The 17,868-nt window shown below is 63.9% G+C and carries 18 protein-coding genes, 1 tRNA gene and 2 pseudogenes; 4 read left to right on the top strand and 17 right to left on the bottom strand.

Annotated features, from left to right (window positions below; all coding sequences use genetic code 11):
* Positions 1–70: 70 nt before the first annotated feature.
* Positions 71–334, bottom strand: coding sequence for a hypothetical protein (locus C2U70_RS18160; RefSeq protein WP_140979799.1), 264 nt, complete (start codon positions 332–334; stop codon positions 71–73).
* Positions 335–590: 256 nt separating this feature from the next.
* Between C2U70_RS18160 and C2U70_RS18155 the strand changes: the two genes are divergently transcribed.
* Positions 591–770, top strand: coding sequence for a hypothetical protein (locus C2U70_RS18155; protein ID WP_140979798.1), 180 nt, complete (start codon positions 591–593; stop codon positions 768–770).
* Between the two features lie 61 nt (positions 771–831).
* Here C2U70_RS18155 and C2U70_RS33055 read toward each other — a convergent pair whose 3' ends face one another.
* The 11 genes and pseudogenes from C2U70_RS33055 to C2U70_RS18110 all read right to left on the bottom strand — a co-directional run bounded on the left by C2U70_RS33055 (position 832) and on the right by C2U70_RS18110 (position 8,133).
* Positions 832–984, bottom strand: coding sequence for a hypothetical protein (locus C2U70_RS33055; protein WP_186294332.1), 153 nt, complete (start codon positions 982–984; stop codon positions 832–834).
* Between the two features lie 268 nt (positions 985–1,252).
* Positions 1,253–1,326: transfer RNA gene (locus tag C2U70_RS18150), tRNA-Cys, on the bottom strand.
* A gap of 169 nt (positions 1,327–1,495) precedes the next feature.
* Entirely contained in the window at positions 1,496–1,963 is a 468-nt protein-coding gene (locus C2U70_RS18145) for a hypothetical protein (RefSeq protein WP_140979797.1), read from the bottom strand.
* The gene (locus C2U70_RS18140) at positions 1,947–2,864 is read right to left on the bottom strand and encodes a DUF2950 domain-containing protein (RefSeq protein WP_140979796.1); all 918 of its coding nucleotides are present in this window, start codon (positions 2,862–2,864) and stop codon (positions 1,947–1,949) included. Before C2U70_RS18140 ends, C2U70_RS18145 begins: the two co-directional genes overlap by 17 nt.
* Complete coding sequence (locus C2U70_RS18135) at positions 2,861–4,570, bottom strand: DUF3300 domain-containing protein (RefSeq protein ID WP_186294336.1); 1,710 nt, start codon at positions 4,568–4,570, stop codon at positions 2,861–2,863. Before C2U70_RS18135 ends, C2U70_RS18140 begins: the two co-directional genes overlap by 4 nt.
* Before the next feature lie 124 nt (positions 4,571–4,694).
* On the bottom strand, positions 4,695–5,042 hold the full coding sequence (locus C2U70_RS33495; RefSeq protein WP_246666785.1) for a sensor histidine kinase: 348 nt from the start codon (positions 5,040–5,042) through the stop codon (positions 4,695–4,697).
* Complete coding sequence (locus tag C2U70_RS33490; protein ID WP_246666784.1) at positions 4,991–5,404, bottom strand: histidine kinase dimerization/phospho-acceptor domain-containing protein; 414 nt, start codon at positions 5,402–5,404, stop codon at positions 4,991–4,993. The genes C2U70_RS33495 and C2U70_RS33490 overlap by 52 nt, the downstream gene beginning before the upstream one ends.
* A 220-nt stretch (positions 5,405–5,624) precedes the next feature.
* On the bottom strand, positions 5,625–5,909 hold the full coding sequence (locus C2U70_RS18125; protein WP_140979794.1) for a hypothetical protein: 285 nt from the start codon (positions 5,907–5,909) through the stop codon (positions 5,625–5,627).
* Positions 5,906–6,424, bottom strand: a pseudogene (locus C2U70_RS18120) (DUF2092 domain-containing protein); the annotation flags it as partial. The pseudogene C2U70_RS18120 and the gene C2U70_RS18125, both read right to left, overlap by 4 nt.
* A gap of 67 nt (positions 6,425–6,491) precedes the next feature.
* Positions 6,492–7,727 (bottom strand): HlyD family secretion protein, encoded by a 1,236-nt coding sequence (locus C2U70_RS18115; protein ID WP_140979793.1) that lies wholly within the window; start codon positions 7,725–7,727, stop codon positions 6,492–6,494.
* A complete protein-coding gene (locus C2U70_RS18110) occupies positions 7,720–8,133 on the bottom strand; it encodes a hypothetical protein (RefSeq protein WP_140979842.1) in 414 nt (137 codons plus the stop codon). Before C2U70_RS18110 ends, C2U70_RS18115 begins: the two co-directional genes overlap by 8 nt.
* 180 nt (positions 8,134–8,313) lie before the next feature.
* On the opposite strand from C2U70_RS18110, the gene C2U70_RS18105 reads away from it, so the two are divergent.
* Positions 8,314–8,766 carry a hypothetical protein gene (locus C2U70_RS18105; RefSeq protein ID WP_140979792.1) on the top strand — a complete coding sequence of 151 codons (453 nt, stop codon included), beginning with the start codon at positions 8,314–8,316 and terminating at the stop codon, positions 8,764–8,766.
* A gap of 2 nt (positions 8,767–8,768) precedes the next feature.
* The gene (gene ppk2 / locus C2U70_RS18100; RefSeq protein WP_140979791.1) at positions 8,769–9,575 is read left to right on the top strand and encodes a polyphosphate kinase 2; all 807 of its coding nucleotides are present in this window, start codon (positions 8,769–8,771) and stop codon (positions 9,573–9,575) included.
* A 63-nt stretch (positions 9,576–9,638) separates the two neighbouring features.
* Here ppk2 and C2U70_RS18095 read toward each other — a convergent pair whose 3' ends face one another.
* The 5 genes from C2U70_RS18095 to C2U70_RS18075 form a co-directional block, all read right to left on the bottom strand.
* Positions 9,639–10,073 (bottom strand): hypothetical protein, encoded by a 435-nt coding sequence (locus C2U70_RS18095; protein ID WP_140979790.1) that lies wholly within the window; start codon positions 10,071–10,073, stop codon positions 9,639–9,641.
* Positions 10,074–10,104: 31 nt separating this feature from the next.
* Complete coding sequence (locus C2U70_RS18090) at positions 10,105–11,805, bottom strand: aspartate:alanine exchanger family transporter (RefSeq protein WP_140979789.1); 1,701 nt, start codon at positions 11,803–11,805, stop codon at positions 10,105–10,107.
* A 12-nt stretch (positions 11,806–11,817) separates the two neighbouring features.
* A complete protein-coding gene (locus C2U70_RS18085) occupies positions 11,818–14,571 on the bottom strand; it encodes a decarboxylase (protein WP_140979788.1) in 2,754 nt (917 codons plus the stop codon).
* 178 nt (positions 14,572–14,749) lie between these two features.
* Positions 14,750–16,441 (bottom strand): SulP family inorganic anion transporter, encoded by a 1,692-nt coding sequence (locus C2U70_RS18080; protein ID WP_140979787.1) that lies wholly within the window; start codon positions 16,439–16,441, stop codon positions 14,750–14,752.
* Entirely contained in the window at positions 16,438–17,121 is a 684-nt protein-coding gene (locus C2U70_RS18075) for a YoaK family protein (RefSeq protein WP_140979786.1), read from the bottom strand. The genes C2U70_RS18080 and C2U70_RS18075 overlap by 4 nt, the downstream gene beginning before the upstream one ends.
* A 133-nt stretch (positions 17,122–17,254) precedes the next feature.
* Between C2U70_RS18075 and C2U70_RS18070 the strand changes: the two are divergent.
* Positions 17,255–17,868: pseudogene (locus C2U70_RS18070) on the top strand (transporter); the annotation flags it as partial.

Here is a 17,868-nt window from a genome sequence, read left to right as displayed (position 1 = left end):
AGCCCGGTCGGAGCGGATTCCCGAGCAAATGCACAATGCTTGCTGCGCACAAGCCCACAGGCTGCCCGGCTCAGCCGCCGGCCTGGTCGAACACGGCGCGGCAGGCCTCGCTGAGGCTCGACCGGTTGCGCCTGAGGCAGGCCGTGATGGCGCGGACGTTGGGGATTTCCCCGGCACAGAGGCGATAGACGTCGGGGCTGCAGGCCCGGCGCTGTTCCGCAGTTCCCTGCGCATTGGCGGAGGCCGAGGCGAACAGTGTCAGGAAGAGACCGACCGTCGAGGCCCGACGGGCCCGGCTTTTGACGCCTGCAAACCGTAGGAACCGCGCCTTCATGACCGTCTCCCGTGTGTTGCGCCGTACCCGGATGGGCCGGTGTCGCGGGAGACCTTGCGAGAAATAAATCGCGAAGAATGTGATCTCCTTCACACGGGACGCGGTGCGGGGCCGCCTACCCTGCCGCCCGGGGATTTTTATGAAATCGCTAACCAGTCGGGTCCCGATCGCCGAATGCGTAAAATTCGAGCGATTCGCTCAACTGGACTCAAAGCCGGTATTGCGAAGTTGCGTCGTCCCAAGTGGGGAGGATGTGATGAGCGAAGCCGAGTTCAATCTGCTGCTGGACGCCGTGCGGGCCGCCGTTGAGCCCGTGCCGGAGGAGGAATTCGTGCCCCGCTCGTGGAAGTTCAACGCGACGCTCAAGGCCGCCAACGACAATGACGGCGCCTGGCCGCTCCTGCCGTTCCCCGAGGGCTGGTACGCCGTCTGCTGAGCAGACCGCTCTCCCACCCAACGATACCGCGGCCGGTCTGATCAGGCGTCGGTAACCGACATCAAGCTTCGACGCCCTGCGATTCGTCCCGCTCCTGCGGCTCCCTCACCGGGTCCGCGGGCGGGAAAATGCTGTCGTAAATCGCGCGTGCCTCGCGAATGAGGCGCGCCCGCTCCAGCTCGGATTTCGAAACGAATCGGACGATGTCGCCCACGTGCTCTCCAGCGTGCTGTTGAAACGGAATTGCATCCAGACGGATGCGAACGCCATGCCAAGGAACTCAATGCCAAAGGCACCTGACTCCCGCGGGTCCAGCAAGCCCGGACGAACCCGGTGCATTCAGGCAAATCGTCAGGCTGAAACCGTTAAGACCTCGTGATGCCGGATATCCGGGCGTTCACGGGTGCGCGCATAGCGACGTTGGTCGAGCCGACCCAACGGAGCCGCGTCAAGACAAAATCGGACTGGAAAGTCAGGGGTGATGGAGGCCACGACCAGAATTGAACTGGTGTACACGGTTTTGCAGACCGTTGCGTAACCACTCCGCCACGTGGCCCCATTAGAAAGTAGCTTAAATATCAGGTAGTTGGCGAGACCTTTTCATCCACGAACGAACAGGCAGATCCCACACCTTCGGAGGCGGTCCGTTGGCGTGCCATCGCCATATAGGTCGTCTCTCGACAGGTCAACCCGCTCCGATGCGACATCGCGCGGAACGTGCAACCTCACTTCAGGGCGATTGTGATGGAGCTCAGATTGGCGGCGACTTCCATGCCGGCCTTGGGGCCCTGCAATACGATGGTCACGCCCTTCTCGTTGCGCAGGTGAACGCCGTTGACGCCGCCCACGAGTGCAAATCCGCCGCCGACAGAGCTGTAGGCGCCAGCGAAGTCACCGATTTCGCGGATGCCGGAGGCCCAGCCGTCGAGGCGGCCGATAGTTGCACCGGCCGTGATGCCAAAGCTCACGCCGGACACGCGGAACGGATAGTTGCGGCCGCGCCAGGTGAGGACGCCGCTGCCGGCGCCGCCGCCCACCAGGAGGCCGGCCTTGAGGATCTTGACCCGGACGTGACCGGCGGCCTGCGTGTGACCGGGCGTCATCGGCGCGGTGAAAGCGAGCAGCGCGACCGCCGTCAGGACAATCGCGAGCGCGCGCGACACGGCGCGTCGCGCTTCACGGTTTGGCCGCATCGACTTTCTTCCAGGTCTGGTCGGGATCGAACAGCGTGAGGCGCTTGGCGACGAAGTCGGTCTTTGCGCCTAGATCCTTTTGGTAGACGACGCCGTTGTGGTTGACCAGGAAGGTCATCACGCCGGAATTGCCGTATTCTGCGGGCCAGGCGATCAGAGCAAAGCCGCCGATCATCTTGCCCTTGACGACATAGTTGAGCGCGCCGCCGGGGGCGTCCGGCCCCTGCCCCTTCAGGATGCGGAAGTAGTAGCCGTGATAGGGCGCGGGCTCGATGTCGCCGGCCCTGTAGCCTTCGCGCGACGCTTCGGCCGCCAATGCCCCGAGCGGGCTCGGATCGGAATCGTCACGCCAGAACAGGCCGTCCTTCTTGCCGGGCGTTGAGACGAAACGCTGCGCATAGACGCCGACGCCCTCGCCGCGATCCTTGTCGGCATATTCGTTCTGGGCATCGACATAAGCCAGTGCGGTCTGGATGGCATCGAGCTCGTTGCGGCCGATGCGGCGGCGAAGCACCTCGATACGGCCTTCAGCGGTGTCGAACTCCCAACCGGCCTTGGTGTTCTCCAACGGAATCGGGAACGGGAAATCGTCCGGCCCAAGCAGGAGTGTGGCCTTCTTGTTGCCTTCTGTCTTGATCGAATGTTTTTGGTCATACATAGCGGTGAAGCGTTGACGGATGTCGGCATCAGCAACTTCGTCGCCGGACGAGACGATGTCGTCGGCGGCTCTGCCGAGCACCTTCAATATATCGCCAGGGCCGCTCTTCACGGCTGCGGCGAGCGCGGCCGCCGCGTCTTCGGGCGATTTATAGGACTGCTGTGCCAGCGATGGCGAGGACAGCAGCGCCAGCGCGACCAGTCCCGGCAGCGCGGCACGTTGAAGCGACCTGAGGGCGATCATGGCGTCACCTCCGCGGGAATCCGTGCACCGCTTGCGACCCAATCGCCATATGTGCGGAATTTCAGCCCGAGCTTCTCATAGTGGACGCGCAGATAGCCGTCGCTGTCGCGGCTCACCGCCTCCGGCTTCAGGGCCTCGACCTCCTGCGCCATCACGCCGACATAGGCCTTGTCGCTGCCGATGTAGCTGAAGCGGTAGTAGCCGAGGCCGTTGGCGAGATGGCCGAGCAGCGTGATGTCGTGCTTCAGCGCGATGTCCGAACGCCGGCCACCGCCGCCGCCACCGCGACCGCCTCCGCCACCAAAGCCACCGCCACCACGGCCGCCGCCGCCCATGGACGCACCGCCTCCGCCTCCACGACCGGCCATGGCAGCACCGCCGCCACCGCGCATGCTCGCCATGCTGGCGCCTCCGCGTGCCGATGCTGCCGCTGCCGCCCGGCCCGATGAGACGTTCATGGCGCCACCGCGATTGCCGCCGCCTGCCGCTGCACGATTGCCGCCGCCTGGCGCTGCGCGGTTCGCCGCCTTCGCGCCACCGGCCTTGGCTCCTGCACGATCGCCACCGCCCTTGGCTCGATCGCCGCCGCCTTTGGAGCGATCACCTGCACCAGCGCGGTCTCCGCCACGGTCGCCGGCGCGATCACCGCCACGGTCTCCTGCGCGATCGCCGGCTCGATCTCCTGCCCGGTCACCAGCACGATCGCCTGCGCGGTCTCCAGCCCGGTCACCTGCGCGGTTGCCCTGATCGGGACGCAGCACCTGGTTTCCGTCGCGGCCGCGGAAATCCATGCGGTCGGCGGCACCCGCCTTGATGTTCGTGTTCCCAAAACGGTTCGCAACATTGGCGTTGTTGTAGCGCACGCCGCCGCGATGCGCGGGATTGTGCTGCCAGCCGTTTCCGATGTTAGTGGTGCGGTGATTGACGTAGACGTTGCGGTTGCCCCAGTTGCAGCCGCCGCCCCAGTAATTGCCCCAGCGGCCGATGGCCCAGGCGGTGCCGAACGCGAGGCCCGCGGCAACCACGCCCGCGCCGATATAGGACGGATAGCCCCAATAATATGGCGGATATTCAGCGTAGGGCCACGTGCCGTAGACCGTCGCCGGATCGTAATAGGGCACATACATCTCCGCCGGATTCGCCTGCTGGATCACGACGACCTGCTTGCCTTCCTGACTTTGAACGCTGACCTTCTGCTGCTTGGTGGTGGCGAGCTTCTTGTTGTCATAGGCCTTGGTGCGCAGGCGCTGGATCGCGTCCATCACGTCGGGCTGCTGCGCGAGAAATGCGTCGCCGAGCTTCTGGGTCCAGTCGAGCTTGTCGCTCATCATGGTCAAGACCTCGGCGGTGCTGGTGAGCGCCTTGACGCTGTCGTCCCAGGCCTGCTTGTCGACCTCGGTCTTCAGGGCGTCGCCCTTGAGGCTCTTGCGCTCCTTCAGCCAGCGGTCGGCCTGCACGACCTCCAGCGGATAGGTCGACGCCGCCAGCACGTTGGCGAGAAGCTCGTCGGGATAGAGTGCGATCGGCGCCACCAGCGCCTCGAGCTGCTCGGGCTTGAGCAATTCGGCCGCCGGCGGCGCTGCGGGCGGCGCGGCAGTTGCAGCCGGCGCCGGCGTCGCTGGCGCAGCCGGGGTCTGTGCTGAAGCGGCGACGGGTATCGCCACCACCAGCGCAAGCGCGATCAGGGTCTTGCCGCAGCCAAACATCACACCCTCCATTGGCATTTCGGCTGGAAGCATCGGGCCCGGGGCGTCGCGTTCTTTGACAAAGATCAAAGGAACCGGACCAGCCCACGTCGCCGGCGCGCGATCCTGCTGCGACGCAAGACAACTACCGCGCGATCGGCAGCCGGATCGTGAACCGCGCTCCGCCGGCCGGCTTGTTCTCCGCAATGATCTGGCCACGATGCGCCTCGACGATGGTCCGCGCGATAATCAGGCCCATGCCCATGCCTTGCGGCTTGGTGGTGTAGAACGGATTGAACACGTTCTTGAGATCGCTGCTCGCAATGCCGGGGCCGCTGTCCTCGATCCGGATCTCCGCAAAAGCGCCGGAGCGTACGGTGGTCACGCTGACCTCGCGCGTTCTCGCTTCCGTTTCTGCAAGCGCATCGATGGCGTTGATGATCAGGTTGAGGATGACCTGCTGAAGCTGAACGGGATCGCCTGTGACGTGCAAGGCCTCGGCGGCGGGTGCGAATCTAAGGGCGATCCGTCGTCCATTGGCCACCGCGGCCAGGAAGCCGATCGCTGCGCCGACGGTCTCGTCAGGTCGATCTCGGCGGCTTCGAACTGCGTCTTTCTCAAGATGCTGCGCAACCTGCGGATCACCTCACTGGCCCGGTGGTCGTCGCGCCTGATATCGGCGAGGATCTCCCTGATCTCGTCCAGATCAGGCGAACCGCTCTTCAACATGATCTCAGCCGTCTCGGCATTGGTGAGGATGGAGCCGAGCGGCTGGTTCAGCTCGTGCGCGATGGATGGAAAAGATCGGAGCGTTGGCGATCGCGCGAAGCTGGCGCGCGGCAAAATCGCCCTCATGGGCGACGCCCGCAGCGTCGACCGACATCAACTGCCAGAACAATGAGGTGTGAGGCGGCAGGCTTGCGGCCCGCGTCAATATCTCGGCAACGGAAGCATTCGTAAACCAGACGAACGATGCGCCCGCTCATTCTCTACCCCGGCAGCTTCGATCGGCTGCTCCTCGGCACAACTTTAGCGGCAATCGCGCGATCTCCAAGCGTCTCGCACCGCTCACGCCTCAACAGCGCGTCACGACCTGGCCGTAGGCATCCACGACCTGCACGCAGCCCGGTGCATAGTATGCGCCGGCCGCGCCCGCTGCGGCGCCGACCGCCACCGCCCGTCGCGTCGTCCGCCGTGCGACGCCCGCATACCTCATGGGCGTCAGGGGACGGCCGACTCGCGCCTGCGCTTCCGGGAAGATTGTGCCATCGGCAATGCGGCTCGTTTCACTCCAGGACAGGCCGGCGGCAAAGGCGACGACTGCCGCGGCGGAGATGAAAAGATTTCGCGACGTGATCATTTCTTGGCTCCTTGCGGCGTTCCAGGGGGAAGTTCGTCGAAATCCGCCATGGCGACGGACTGGAGGTCAACCTTGTTGGCACCGGCCGGCGGCTTGAACACAAAGGTGTCCGCATCGGTGAAGGCGTCGGTCTTCCAGTCGCGGATCCGCAGCGTGTATTGCGGCGCGCCGGTCAGTGTCTTGCTGGTGATGACGTATTTGCGCGGCACCGGCTTTGCACCCGGCTCGATCCAGATCTGCCAATCGGTCTCCGGCGTACGGAATGCGAGATGTTCGCATTCGACGCCGTCGATGACGCCCTGTCCGATATGCTTGCCTTCCGTCGTCGAGGCCGTCAGCTCGTCACAGGCGGTCGAGAGAATGAGATCGGTGCCGGGCATCCCGAGGCCCGAGCGCGCCTGCATCGCTGCGATCATCTGGTCGACCGTGCCCGGCGCATCGGCCTGCACATAGGCCTTGGCGTCGTTGCCGTAGAGCGAGATCATCTTGCCGTCAAACACGAGGTCGACGTCGGAATAGCCGCCGGTGCCAGTCGGTTCGTGGCCGCCGTTGTTCGTTCGGCAGCGACTACGGTCGTTAGGATCAGTGGCCGCTCAGCACTAGCGTCTTGATCGGCAACAGCAGCGCCTGGATACGCAGCAGCAACGCATGCACCAGCCCGGTCGCATCCACCACGTGCAGCGCAAAGCCGCGGAACGCGCCGGTCTTGGGGTCGGCAATTTCCTCGTGGTTGCTGGTGTAAGCGTTGACGATGCAGGTACTGCCGGGCGTCACACCCCGGAGCCCGTCCTTGTAGAGCGGCTCCAAGAAAGCGAGGACGGTGCCGGGCTTTACGGCGTTCTGCGCTTCGAGCAGTTGCTGTCCACCCTGGAACTGTCCAGCGGCGATGTAGTCCTGCACATTCGTGACCACCATCGGAATGATGACCCAGGGGCGCGACATGCAGGTCGCTTCCGCCACCATGCCTTCCTTCATCACATTCGCCTCGATCTGGCCGAACCCGGCTTGAAGCCCTCCCTTGCCGGCGCCCGCGGGAATGAGAACGCCTGCCGGCCGCAACAATTGATTGACGACGTCACCGACGCGAAGAAGGAATTGTTCGACGCGGCCGTCGACGCCTGCGCGAACGACCGTTTGGTCAAGAAGCACCTGCGCTTCGGCCAGTGCTGCTTCGGCGCTTGCCTTCTCCGCCGGCAGGAGTGTCGAGACTCGCAGTGTCGCCGATTGCTTGACCGCGTTGGCAGCGTCTACGCCGGACTGCCGCTGATCGACAAGCACTTGCAGCTTCTCGATATCACGTTGCGGGACGATACCGGGATTGCGGCGCTGCAGCTCGGACTTGACGTCGAGCTCGTCCTTCGCCTGTTGCAGGTTCGCCTTGGCTTCGCCGATCTGTGCCTCAGCCTTGACCACGTCGGCTTGCGCCGACGCCATCGACGCATCGATCTCGGCAACTTTCCGCTTGGCGGTCTCGACGGCGGCTTCCTGCTTCGCACTGTCGAGTTTGAACAGAACGTCACCCTTCTTTACGTCTTGGCTATAACCGACATTCACTTCGGCCACCCGACCGGCGACGCCGACGGGCATGATCGGCACGGTGCGGAAATAGAGCGTCGCTGCGTTCGTCGCTGGATGGTAATAGAAGATCATCGTGATCAGGGCGACGGTGAGCATCAGGCAGCCGGTGATGCCCCAGCGCAGCTCGTACCAGACCGAGAAGAACGTGATCTCCTTGCCGAAGCGCTTGCCCTGAACGTAACGGCGATACAGATAGTCAGGCAGGAGCGTGAAAAGAGAGCACAGGATCAGCTCAAGCATGGCTGTGCTCCTTCTCCTTGGCGGCGTCTGGCTTCTCCGCTGGCGGTGAGGCTGGCGGCGGCGCCGCACCCTCCTGCCCCGGCGTAGCGTCGGCGATCCTCTCGACGGAGTCGGCGATGCTGCGCATCGGAGTTCCAAAATCCGGTATGTCAATCATCGCAAGCAACAGCCCCGCCACCCAAAAGATGTGCATGTGGGTGAAGAGCGAGATCAGGCCGAGCACGGCGACGATCTCGAATTGCAGCTTCTGGGACTTGTGCGCCATCCGTTCGGGAAGGCTGTGCAGTTTCCAATACAGCGTGCCAAGCCACAATATGGAGCCAATGAGGAAGAGGCCCATCACCACCATCAGCGTATCCGTCCCGCTACCAGGCGCGAGAAAGAACGGCAGATGGTGCGGGGCCATCGGATGAAGCTGCTCGCTCAATGGTGTCTCCTGGGCAAAGCCCGTCGCGCACGACGCTCTTGCGGCACGGTGCCCATGTAGGGTGCGCGTTTGCTTGATTTGAATCAAGGGATTGCCCTTTGCCGGACATAGCGTTTCCGCGAACGCCGAACTGCCAACACTATTTCAGGAGCAGCAGCCATGGCCGGCCTCGACGATCTCATTCCCAGCGCCGCGCAGATCCGCAAGGAAGCCGCCCTCAAGGAGGCCGAGAAGGCCGCGGAATACGCCAAGGTCGCCGCCGCGGCCGAGGCGGAGAAGCTCGCCCTGATCGAGCGGCTCAGTAAGCCCTCGGGCAAGACCGAGGAGGAGAAGGTCAAGCTCGCCTCCACGATCATCGGCCGTGCCGTGCGAAACGGCCTGACCGAGGTCCAGGTCTACCGCTTTCCCAACACGTTGTGCACGGACAAGGGCCGCGCCATCAACCAGATGGAAAAGGGCTGGGAGAACACATTGACCGGCATCCCAAAGGAGATCTTTCAGCTCTGGACCGATCATCTGAAACCGCGCGGCTATCGCATTGCCTATCAGATCATCGATTTCCCGGGCGGCGTTCCCGGCGACATCGGTGTCACGATTTCTTGGGGCGATTGAGCATGGCTAAAGCCAAAGAAGACGCTGCGGAGCGCATGAAGCGCAAGGACTACGAGAAGGCGCTGGAGAAGCTCCAGATCGAGCTTTGCCATCTCCAGGATTATGTCAGGGCGAACAAGCTCCGCGTCATCGTCATCTTCGAAGGCCGCGACGCCGCCGGCAAGGGCGGTACGATCAAGGCCATCAGCGAAAAGGTGAGCCCACGCGTGTTCCGTGTGGTGGCATTGCCGGCGCCGTCGGACCGGGAAAAGACGCAACTCTTCTTCCAGCGTTACATGGAGAAGTTTCCGGCAGGCGGCGAGATCGTGATTTTCGACCGGAGCTGGTACAACCGCGCCGGCGTTGAATATGTCATGGGCTTCTGCACGCCGGCAGAACATGAACGTTTCCTGGCACTCTGTCCGCAGATGGAAAAATATCTCGTCGACGGCGGCATCATCCTCATCAAAATCTGGCTCGAGGTCGGGATGGAGGAACAGGATCGCCGCTTCGAGGCGCGAATTGAGGATCCGCTTCGACAATGGAAGCTAAGCCCGATGGATCTGGAATCCTACGGCCGCTGGTACGACTATTCGCGGGCGCGCGACATGATGCTGAAGGCCACCAACACCAAGCATGCGCCGTGGTACATCATCCGCTCCGATGACAAGCGGCGGGCGCGGCTGAACTGTATCGCGCATCTGCTGAGCGCGATCCCGTACAAGCGGATCAAAAAGGACAAGGTCAAGCTGCCAAAACGCTCGAATAAGGGACGTTATGACGACCAGGCGACCCTGAAGGGCATGAATTTCGTCACCGAGCGATACTAGCGCGACCCCAAAAGAACGAGCCGCGCTGAACGCGGCCCGTTTTTGTGTGTGCCTGCTTCGCCCTCATTTCAGTCGGATCGTGACGCCGCCGACTGCAGCCGACACTTCCGCGCCGACCTTCGGACCGGAGAGCTGCAGGATCACGCCGTTGGCGTTCTGCAATTGCACGGCGCCGGCGCCTGCGGCCACCGCACCGCCGGCCCCGCCGGCTGCATAAGATCCCTCGATCGAGGCCGGCCCCTTCAGGTTGAGCGCGCGTCCGACCAGTTTTGTGGTCGACGCGCCGACCGTGAAGCCGACGCTCATGCCGGAGACGGTGAACGGGTATTTCTTGCCTCGGAACAGCAAGACCCCCTCGCCGCCGCCGATGCCGACGATGAAGCCGCCCTTGGTGAAGACGACCGCGACCTCGCCGGTCTCGGCGCGCGACGGCGTCGAGAAACCGGCGATACCCGCAAGCGTGGCGGCAAGGGCGGCGTAGATAGCAATCTTTCTCATGTTACTCATTTCCCCTTGATATGGCGCCGCGCTACTGGGCCAGGATCATTGCAAAGTAGCCGAACACGGTGAGCAGGATGCCCGAGACGGCGTAGCCGACCGGGAAGCCGATCCAGGGCACCGAGCTCTGGATCTCGACTGCGGCCTCGCGGCACGGGCCGGAATGCGAGCGTGCACCGGCAACGCCGCCCATCAGCACCGCCGGGTTGATCTTGAAAACATGGAATCCGATCGCCCAGACGATGAACGGCGGGATCGTGCAAGCGATGAAGCCGACGATGAAGATCTTCAGGGCAACCGCACCGGTGAGCTGCGAGAGCAGTCCCGCACCGGCATTGATGCCGACGATGGCCACGAAGACGACGAGACCGAGATCCTCCAGCACGTTGCGCGCGGCGTTCGGCGTATTGCCGAAGAAGCGCAGCCGGGAGACCAGCGACGACACGAGCACGCCCGACAGCAGCAGGCCGCCGGCGTTGCCGAGACCAATCTTGGCACCGAAGGCCGGGAACTCGATCATGCCGATCAGGAAGCCGATGATCATGCCGACGGCGAGCGTCAAGAGATCGGTCGAGGTGTTGGTCCGCGCGATGCGGCCCCACATCTCGCCGAGCTCGTTGACGGCCGACTTGAGGCCAACCACCGACACGATGTCCATCCGCTGCAGTTCGGTCTTGAGGCCCGCCGGGATCTGAACGCCGCCGCGCTCGACCTTGGTGACCTGGAGCTGGCCGGCCAGCGCCGTCTCGCGGAACGACTCGAAGGTCCGCCCGACCATGTCCTTGTTGGTGACGAGGATGTCGGCCTGGTCCATGGGAATACCGAGCGCCTTGGCGTCGGCGACCTCAGGACCGATCAGCCCAATCTTGTCGGTGAGATGTTCGGTCGAGCCGCCGAGCGCAATGACGTCGCCCTTCTGTAGAACGAGATCGGGATCGGCGCCCAGCGCCTCTCCGCCACGCTGCACGTTGACGATGCGGTATTCGGGATTGCTCTTGCGGAAGCCCGCAATGCTCATCCCGACCTGGGCGGGGTTCTCCAGCCGGTAGGCGCGCAGGCCGAACTGGCGGTAGCCGGTGAGACCGCCGCCTTCCAGATCCTTGACGCCGAATTCCTGCTCATACTTCTTGGCCGCCGCCTTGGCGTCGACACCCCACCAGCGCGGCAAATATTTGCAGATCAGGATGATGCCGACGGTGCCCCAGATATAGGTGATGCCGTAGGACAGCGCGATCATGCCCGATGCTTGCTCAGGCTTCATGCCGTCAGGTAATTTGACGACGCCCGAGGTGATGGCCTGCTCGGCGGAGCCGATAGCCGCCGACATGGTCTGCGAGCCCGCCAGCATCCCGCCGGCAGCTCCGACCGGAAGCTCGAAGAGCTTTGCACCGATCACAACGAGGGCAAGGCCGATCACACTCGACACCACGGCGAGTATCGTGAATTTGAGACCGTCGCCGCCGAGGCTGTTGATGAAGGACGGTCCGACGCGCAGGCCGACGCCGTACATGAAGAGGTAGTAGAACAGGCTCTTGGCAAAATTGTTCAGCTCGAGCTTGACGCCGTAGGTCGATGCCCACACCGACAGGCCCGCGCCGACCACGATGGCGCCGGCGACCATGCCGAGGCCATAACCCTTGATGCTGGCCCGCCCGATATAGACGGCGAGCCCGACGACGAAGAACAGCAGCAGATACGGATTCTGCTGCAAGAATGTGAAAAACCCCTGCATTGTCGTCCCCTCTTATGACGCAGCCTTGAGCTTGGTCGCCGCACCCGGTTTGGGCCGGCCGATCTTCGCCAAGGCTTCCGTGCGCACGAGCTTCAGGCCTTCCTTGGCGTCGTAGCCATGGATCTCCTTCACATCGAGCTTGCGCATGAAGTCGATGGTTTCCTGGGTGATGACCTGACCCGGCACCATGATCGGAAAGCCCGGCGGATACGGGATCACGAAGTTCGCCGAGACGAGCTCGGGACCGGCCTTCAGACGGCGGTCGATCTCGGGATCGTTGAGGCGGATGTGTTCACACCCGGCGGCGTCATACGCCGCGAAGAAGCCGCTGCGGATGTCGCCTTCGTTGGTCTTGGTGCCAGCGTCGCCGCGGAAGCTCGGGTGGAAATGCGAGAAGTTCGGCAGGTCGGGTACGTCCTTCATCAGGCTATTGACCCGGGCCTCGAACGTCTTCTTCGCATTGGCTCCGCCCTGCGTGAGCCCGCGATCGACCTCACCCGCGATCTCCGCGAGCACCCTGATAAGGTGCGCGACGTCGCTGCGGGTGTTGTTGATGTTGGACTGGACCAGAACCGAGTTCCGCGAGGTCTTGTTGACCTGGATATTGTACTCGTTCGCCAAAATGCCCTTGAACTGGGTGCCGTCGAAACCGGCGGTGCCGCACACCAGCGTCATGCGGGTCGGATCGAGGCAGAACTCGTCGTCATCGAGGCTCTTGAGTGTATTGGCCCAGTTCACGCCGGGCGACAGATAGTCCGTGAAGCCGCTCTGGCGATAGGCCGCGGGCACCATGGCGTCCGCACCGAGCACGCGGAAGTATTTCGAGATCAGCGGATTGTTGTTGACCGCCTGGCGGATGGCGAGCGCGATCTCCATGGCGTTGGCGACGAGACCGTAGCCCTCCAGCTCCATCTGCCGCCGCGACACGTCGAGGCTTGCGATGAGCTGCTGGTTCGGGCTGGTCGAGGCGTGCGTGAAAACGGCTTCCTTGAACTGCTGCTCAACCGTATGGAATTCGACGTCCTTGACTGCGAGCATCGATCCCTGCCGGATCGCCGACATCGACTTGTGGGTCGAATTAGTCTGATAGACCCGGAGGCGGATCTGGCGCGGATCGGGGATCAGCCGGGTCTTGAGCAGGACTTCGTCGGTCGGGTTCTTGCCGAGCTCGGCCTGCTGCTTCTCGTAGGCCGCGACCGACCGGGGATCGTGCATCCAGGCTTCGATCTCGTTGGCCGCACCCATGCCCGTGCGCCGCCGCAGGAACGGCGAGAAGCGCGCGAAGCCGAACCAGGCTTCGTCCCACAGGAAGATCAGGTCCGGCTTGATGGCGAGGCATTCCTCCATCACGCGGCGGGTGTTGTAGATGTGGCCGTCGAACGTGCAATTGGTGAGGTCGAGCAGCTTGATGCGGTCGAGCCGGCCGTCGGCCTTGGCGTTCAGCAGCGCCTGCTTGATCGTCTTCAGCGGCACCGCGCCGTACATCGAATATTCCGTCATCGGGAACGCCTCGACATAGAGCGGCTGCGCGCCCGAGAGCACCATGCCGTAGTGATGCGATTTGTGGCAGTTGCGGTCGACGATCGCGATGTCGCCGGGCGCAAGCAGCGCCTGCACAGCCATCTTGTTCGATGTCGAGGTGCCATTGGTCACGAAGAATACGCGATCGGCGCCGAGCGCGCGGGCTGCCTTGTCCTGCGCCTTCTTGATGTTGCCGGTCGGCTCCAGGAGGCTGTCCAGGCCGCCGGTGGTCGCGCTGCTCTCGGCCAGGAACAGGTTCAGGCCGTAGAATTCGCCCATGTCCCGGATCCAATCCGACTTGAACACGGATTTGCCGCGCGCGATCGGCAGCGCGTGGAACGTACCGATCGGGCGCTGTGCATATTTCTTGAGATTGTCGAAGAACGGCGTGTCGTAGCGATCCTGCACGCCTTCGAGGATCGACAGATGAAGTTCGAGGAGGTCTTCGATCGAATAGAAGATGCGGCGCGCGACATTGGCCTCCGGATTTCCGGCCATCGCCTCCACGTCGCGATTCGACATCAGATAGATGTCGAGCTCGGGACGGACCTTCTTGATGATATGGGCGAGCCGGAGCGCCGAGGCATCGGCCTCGTCATTGAGGCCTGCGGTGGCGGTCATGGAGCGGAGCACCGGCGCGTCGTGGCGCGAACGCAGGCCAAAGCCTTCGTTGATGACGACGGCGGCGAGGTTCGGATTGAGCAGCGTGGCGCAGAAGGCGTCTTCGAGACTGCCGACGATGACGGGCTCATACACGAACGCGTCGACCGGACGCCGCAGCTTGCGCCATTCATTGGCGAGTGCATTCCAACTGCCGGCCGGAACGCCGGTGACGATCAACGTTTCGAAATAGGGGCGGCGCGCGGCGTGCGTCCCGAACACCTGCGGCACCAGATCGGGGGCCTCGCCATTGCCGTCATCCTTCGCGCTCCAATCGCCGGCATGCTGGCGGAACGACCGCGTCGTCAGCGCCTGCGTCAACCGCGTTGCCAGGGCCAGTGAGGTTGCCGCATCGCCGGTCGCAGCCGCTTCCCGCAGCGCGCCCATCAGTTGCAGCCCGGGATAGCCGTGAAACTCTTCGGTCACGGAGAGATCGGCCAGCGCGGCATCGTATTTCGCGCGATCCCCGCCCCTCGCCCAAACTTTTGCGGATTCCACGAGATCGCGCCAGTCGTCCGCGCGCCCCCCGGGTCCGGAGAAGAACTGATCAATGCGCTTGTGTGAGGGCTTGGCGTCCTTGGACATGTTTCTCTCCCGATCCTTGCCGGTCGTTTGGAGCAAAGGTGATGAGAGATCGTGGGTAAGGGACCAATGGCTCCATTGATCCAAGTCAACGGACGCGCGCGATCTGGAAAACTTCAAAGCGGCATTCTTCGCGCTGCAACACGGATGTCAGAGACCGCTTGGCAGGCCTATCGCCGGCTTATCGCATGGGGCTGTCACCGAGCACGCTGTCGAGCGATCGCAGCCATTGGCCGCTGTCGGTCTTCTCGGCCAATCCCTCGGCCCGCAGGAGGTCGCGCAATTGGGCGTGCGCGCCCACGATGCAGAATGCGACCCGGCGGGTGGCGAGCTCATCATAGAGATCGTGCAACATCCGTGCGCCCGCCAGATCGATATAAGGCGACGCCGAGAGGTCGCAGGCCACCAGCCGGATGTCCGGCGATCGCCGCAGCGCCGCCAGCACCGTCTCGAGGATCGTCTCGGCGTTGATGTACAGGAGCGAGGCCTCTGGACGGAACGCCATAACGCCGATCAGCGGCTCGACACCTTCGTGCCTGGCGCTATCGGAATAGCGCCCGCTGCCGGGCAGCCGGCCAAGGAAGGCGATGTTCGGTTGCGAGGCCCGCGCGAGCAGCAGGACAATCGACGCGATTGACGCGAGCAGGACGCCCTGCAGGATGCCGAGCAGCAGCACCGACACCAACGCGATCGTCGCGGCGTAGAAGTCGAACTTGCTGACCCGCCACATCCGCAATAGCGCGCGCAGGTCCACGAGCCTGTAGACGGCCGCCAGGACGATGGCCGCAAGCACCGCCTTGGGCAGGTTGGTCAGAAGGCCCGTAAAGAACAGCAGGCACAGCCCGAGCGTCACCGCGCAGATCACCAGTGCCAGCGGCGTCCGCGCGCCGGCGCTATCATTGACAGCCGATTGCGACAGGCCGCCGGCGACCGGGTAGCCGTGACCGAAGGCGACTGCGAGGTTGGCGGCTCCCAGCCCCAAAAACTCCTGCCGCACGTCTAGGGCATAGCCGTGCTTGGCGGCAAAGCTGCGCGCGGCCGAGACGCCTTCGATATAGGCCAGCAGCACGACACCGGCGGCGAGCGGAAAGAGGTCATCGAACTCCAGGAGGCCAAAGGTCGGCAGCGCCAATGAGGGCAACCCCTCCGGAATTTTGCCTGTGACGGGGACGCCTAAGGCCGGAAGCCCGAGAAGCGTCGCGACGGCGATCGATGCCGCGACGATGGTGATGCTGACCGGCTTGCCCGGCAGCAGGCGCTCGCCGAGCAGCAGCAACAGCAGCGCAGCCGCGCCGATCGCCAAAATGAGCAGATTGATGTCGCCGAGCTGGCCGGCCAGCTTGATGGCCCGGTCGAAAAAGTTGTGGCCACCGCCGGAAACGCCAAGCAGGCTGGGCAACTGGCTCATGATGATGGTGAGACCGGCGCCGGCCTTGAAGCCGACCAAAATGCTGTCACTGACGAGGCGGACGAGGACGCTGAGTTTGAACAGCCAGGCGATGAAGCACAGCACGGCCACCGCAAAGGCCGCGAGGCTCGCGATCTGCGCGTAGCGCATCGCATCGCCGGCGGCGAGCGCGCCGACGGTGCCGGCGATCATCAGGGAGATCGCCGAGGTCGGCCCGATCGCAAGTTGCCGCGGCGATCCGAGCAAGGCGTAGCCGATGCCGCCAAGCATGTAGCCGTAGACGCCGACCTGCGGCGGCAGCCCGGCCAGCGCCGCATAGGCCAGCGAGACGGGGATCGCGTAAGCGGCGAGCGTGACGCCGGCAACCGCATCCGAGGCAAGCCACTCGCTGCGATAGACGGCAAGCCAGCCGGATGGCGGAAAGAACCGCATCCAGTCTGTGCGGGGTTCGGACGGTCCATTCATGCGCGCCCCTCGCCGCGCTCGGTTTCGCAGCGCAGCAGCACGATCAAGAGCGCGATCACGGGTATGCCAAGTGCGAGATCGGGGATGATCTTGGTGGCGAACGCGCCGGCTGCGGCACCGAACCCGAAAACTGCGGAGAGAGCGGCAAGGATACCCGCTCGGCGCAGCGTTCCGACCGGCGCGCCACCGCCCGCGGCTGCAAAGGCGGCTTCGATCGCCATGCGCATGTTGCCGGTGATCATCACCGTGCTGCACACCGCGCCTTCGACCCTGGTGAAGATGGATGCCTGCATGGCGGCAACAAGCGAAATCCCCAGCGTGCCGGCGAGATCAGGCAACCGATTGTGCAGAATACCGATCGCGACCAGCAGCAGGATCTCGACCAGGGTGCTGATCGCAGCCGCCCGTTCGCCGGCAACGCGGCGCAACCACGCCGCTAGCACGATGCCGACCGCAAAGGCGAGCAGCGGCGGCACGAAGTGCAGCGCCTTCACCCAGTCGCCTTCCATCGCATGAACCCAGAGGAAGATCAGGTTGGCGGTCTGGGCGTTGGCAAGCACGCCGTGGATGATCCAGGTATAGGCGTCGATAAAGCCGCCGGCGAAGGCAAGAAGGAGAACGATCAAGACCGTTTCATCGCGGCGTATCGACGATCCGGCGGCGATGTCGAGAGAACTCATGTCGGGGATATCGGCTGTCGCAGTTCCTGCATGTTGCCATGGGCAGCGGCTTACCACCGACAGGCTTGATATGGATCAAGCAATCCCCGGATTTCAGGACTGAGATCGCGGCAAAGCGTCGGGGGAAGCGACTATGGACACTCTCAGGTGGATCATCTCCACGGCTCCGGAGATTTTCTTGCTGCTGGCCGTCGCCGTCGGCACGGTCCTGGGGCGGGTCAAGATCCGCGGATTTGCGATCGGCACCACGGCCTGCGTCCTGATCGTCGCGGTGCTGATCGGACAGCTCGGTGGCTTCAGCTTCCCGCCGATCCTCAGAGGCATCCTGTTCAGCCTGTTCGTGTTCACGATCGGCTATCGCTCGGGGCCGGAATTCTTTGCGTCGCTCAGCATTCGCACACTGGCACAGGTTGCGATGGCGCTCGTGCTCGGCGGCACCGGGCTCCTCATCGTGCTGACGTTCGCCTACAGCTTCAAGCTCGATCCGGGAACCGCATCCGGAATCGCCGCCGGCGCCCTGACGCAGTCCTCCGTCATCGGCACCGCATCCGGTGCGTTGGCGCAGCTCGGTCTGGCAGCGGAAGCGCTGAAGCAGCAGGAAGCCAACATCGCGGCTGGCTACGCCGTCACCTATGTGCTCGGTTACATCCTGACCCTGCTGTTCGTGCCGTTCGTCGCGCCGAAACTGATGGGCATCGACCTGAAGGTCGAAGCGAAGAAGCTGGAGGCCGAGCTCGCCGCCGGCGA

The organism is Bradyrhizobium guangdongense (assembly GCF_006483445.1).
GTDB classification, from domain to species: domain Bacteria; phylum Pseudomonadota; class Alphaproteobacteria; order Rhizobiales; family Xanthobacteraceae; genus Bradyrhizobium; species Bradyrhizobium guangdongense_A.
Note: the sequence above shows the minus strand (reverse complement) of the source record. Positions and strands in the feature narration are given on the sequence as shown.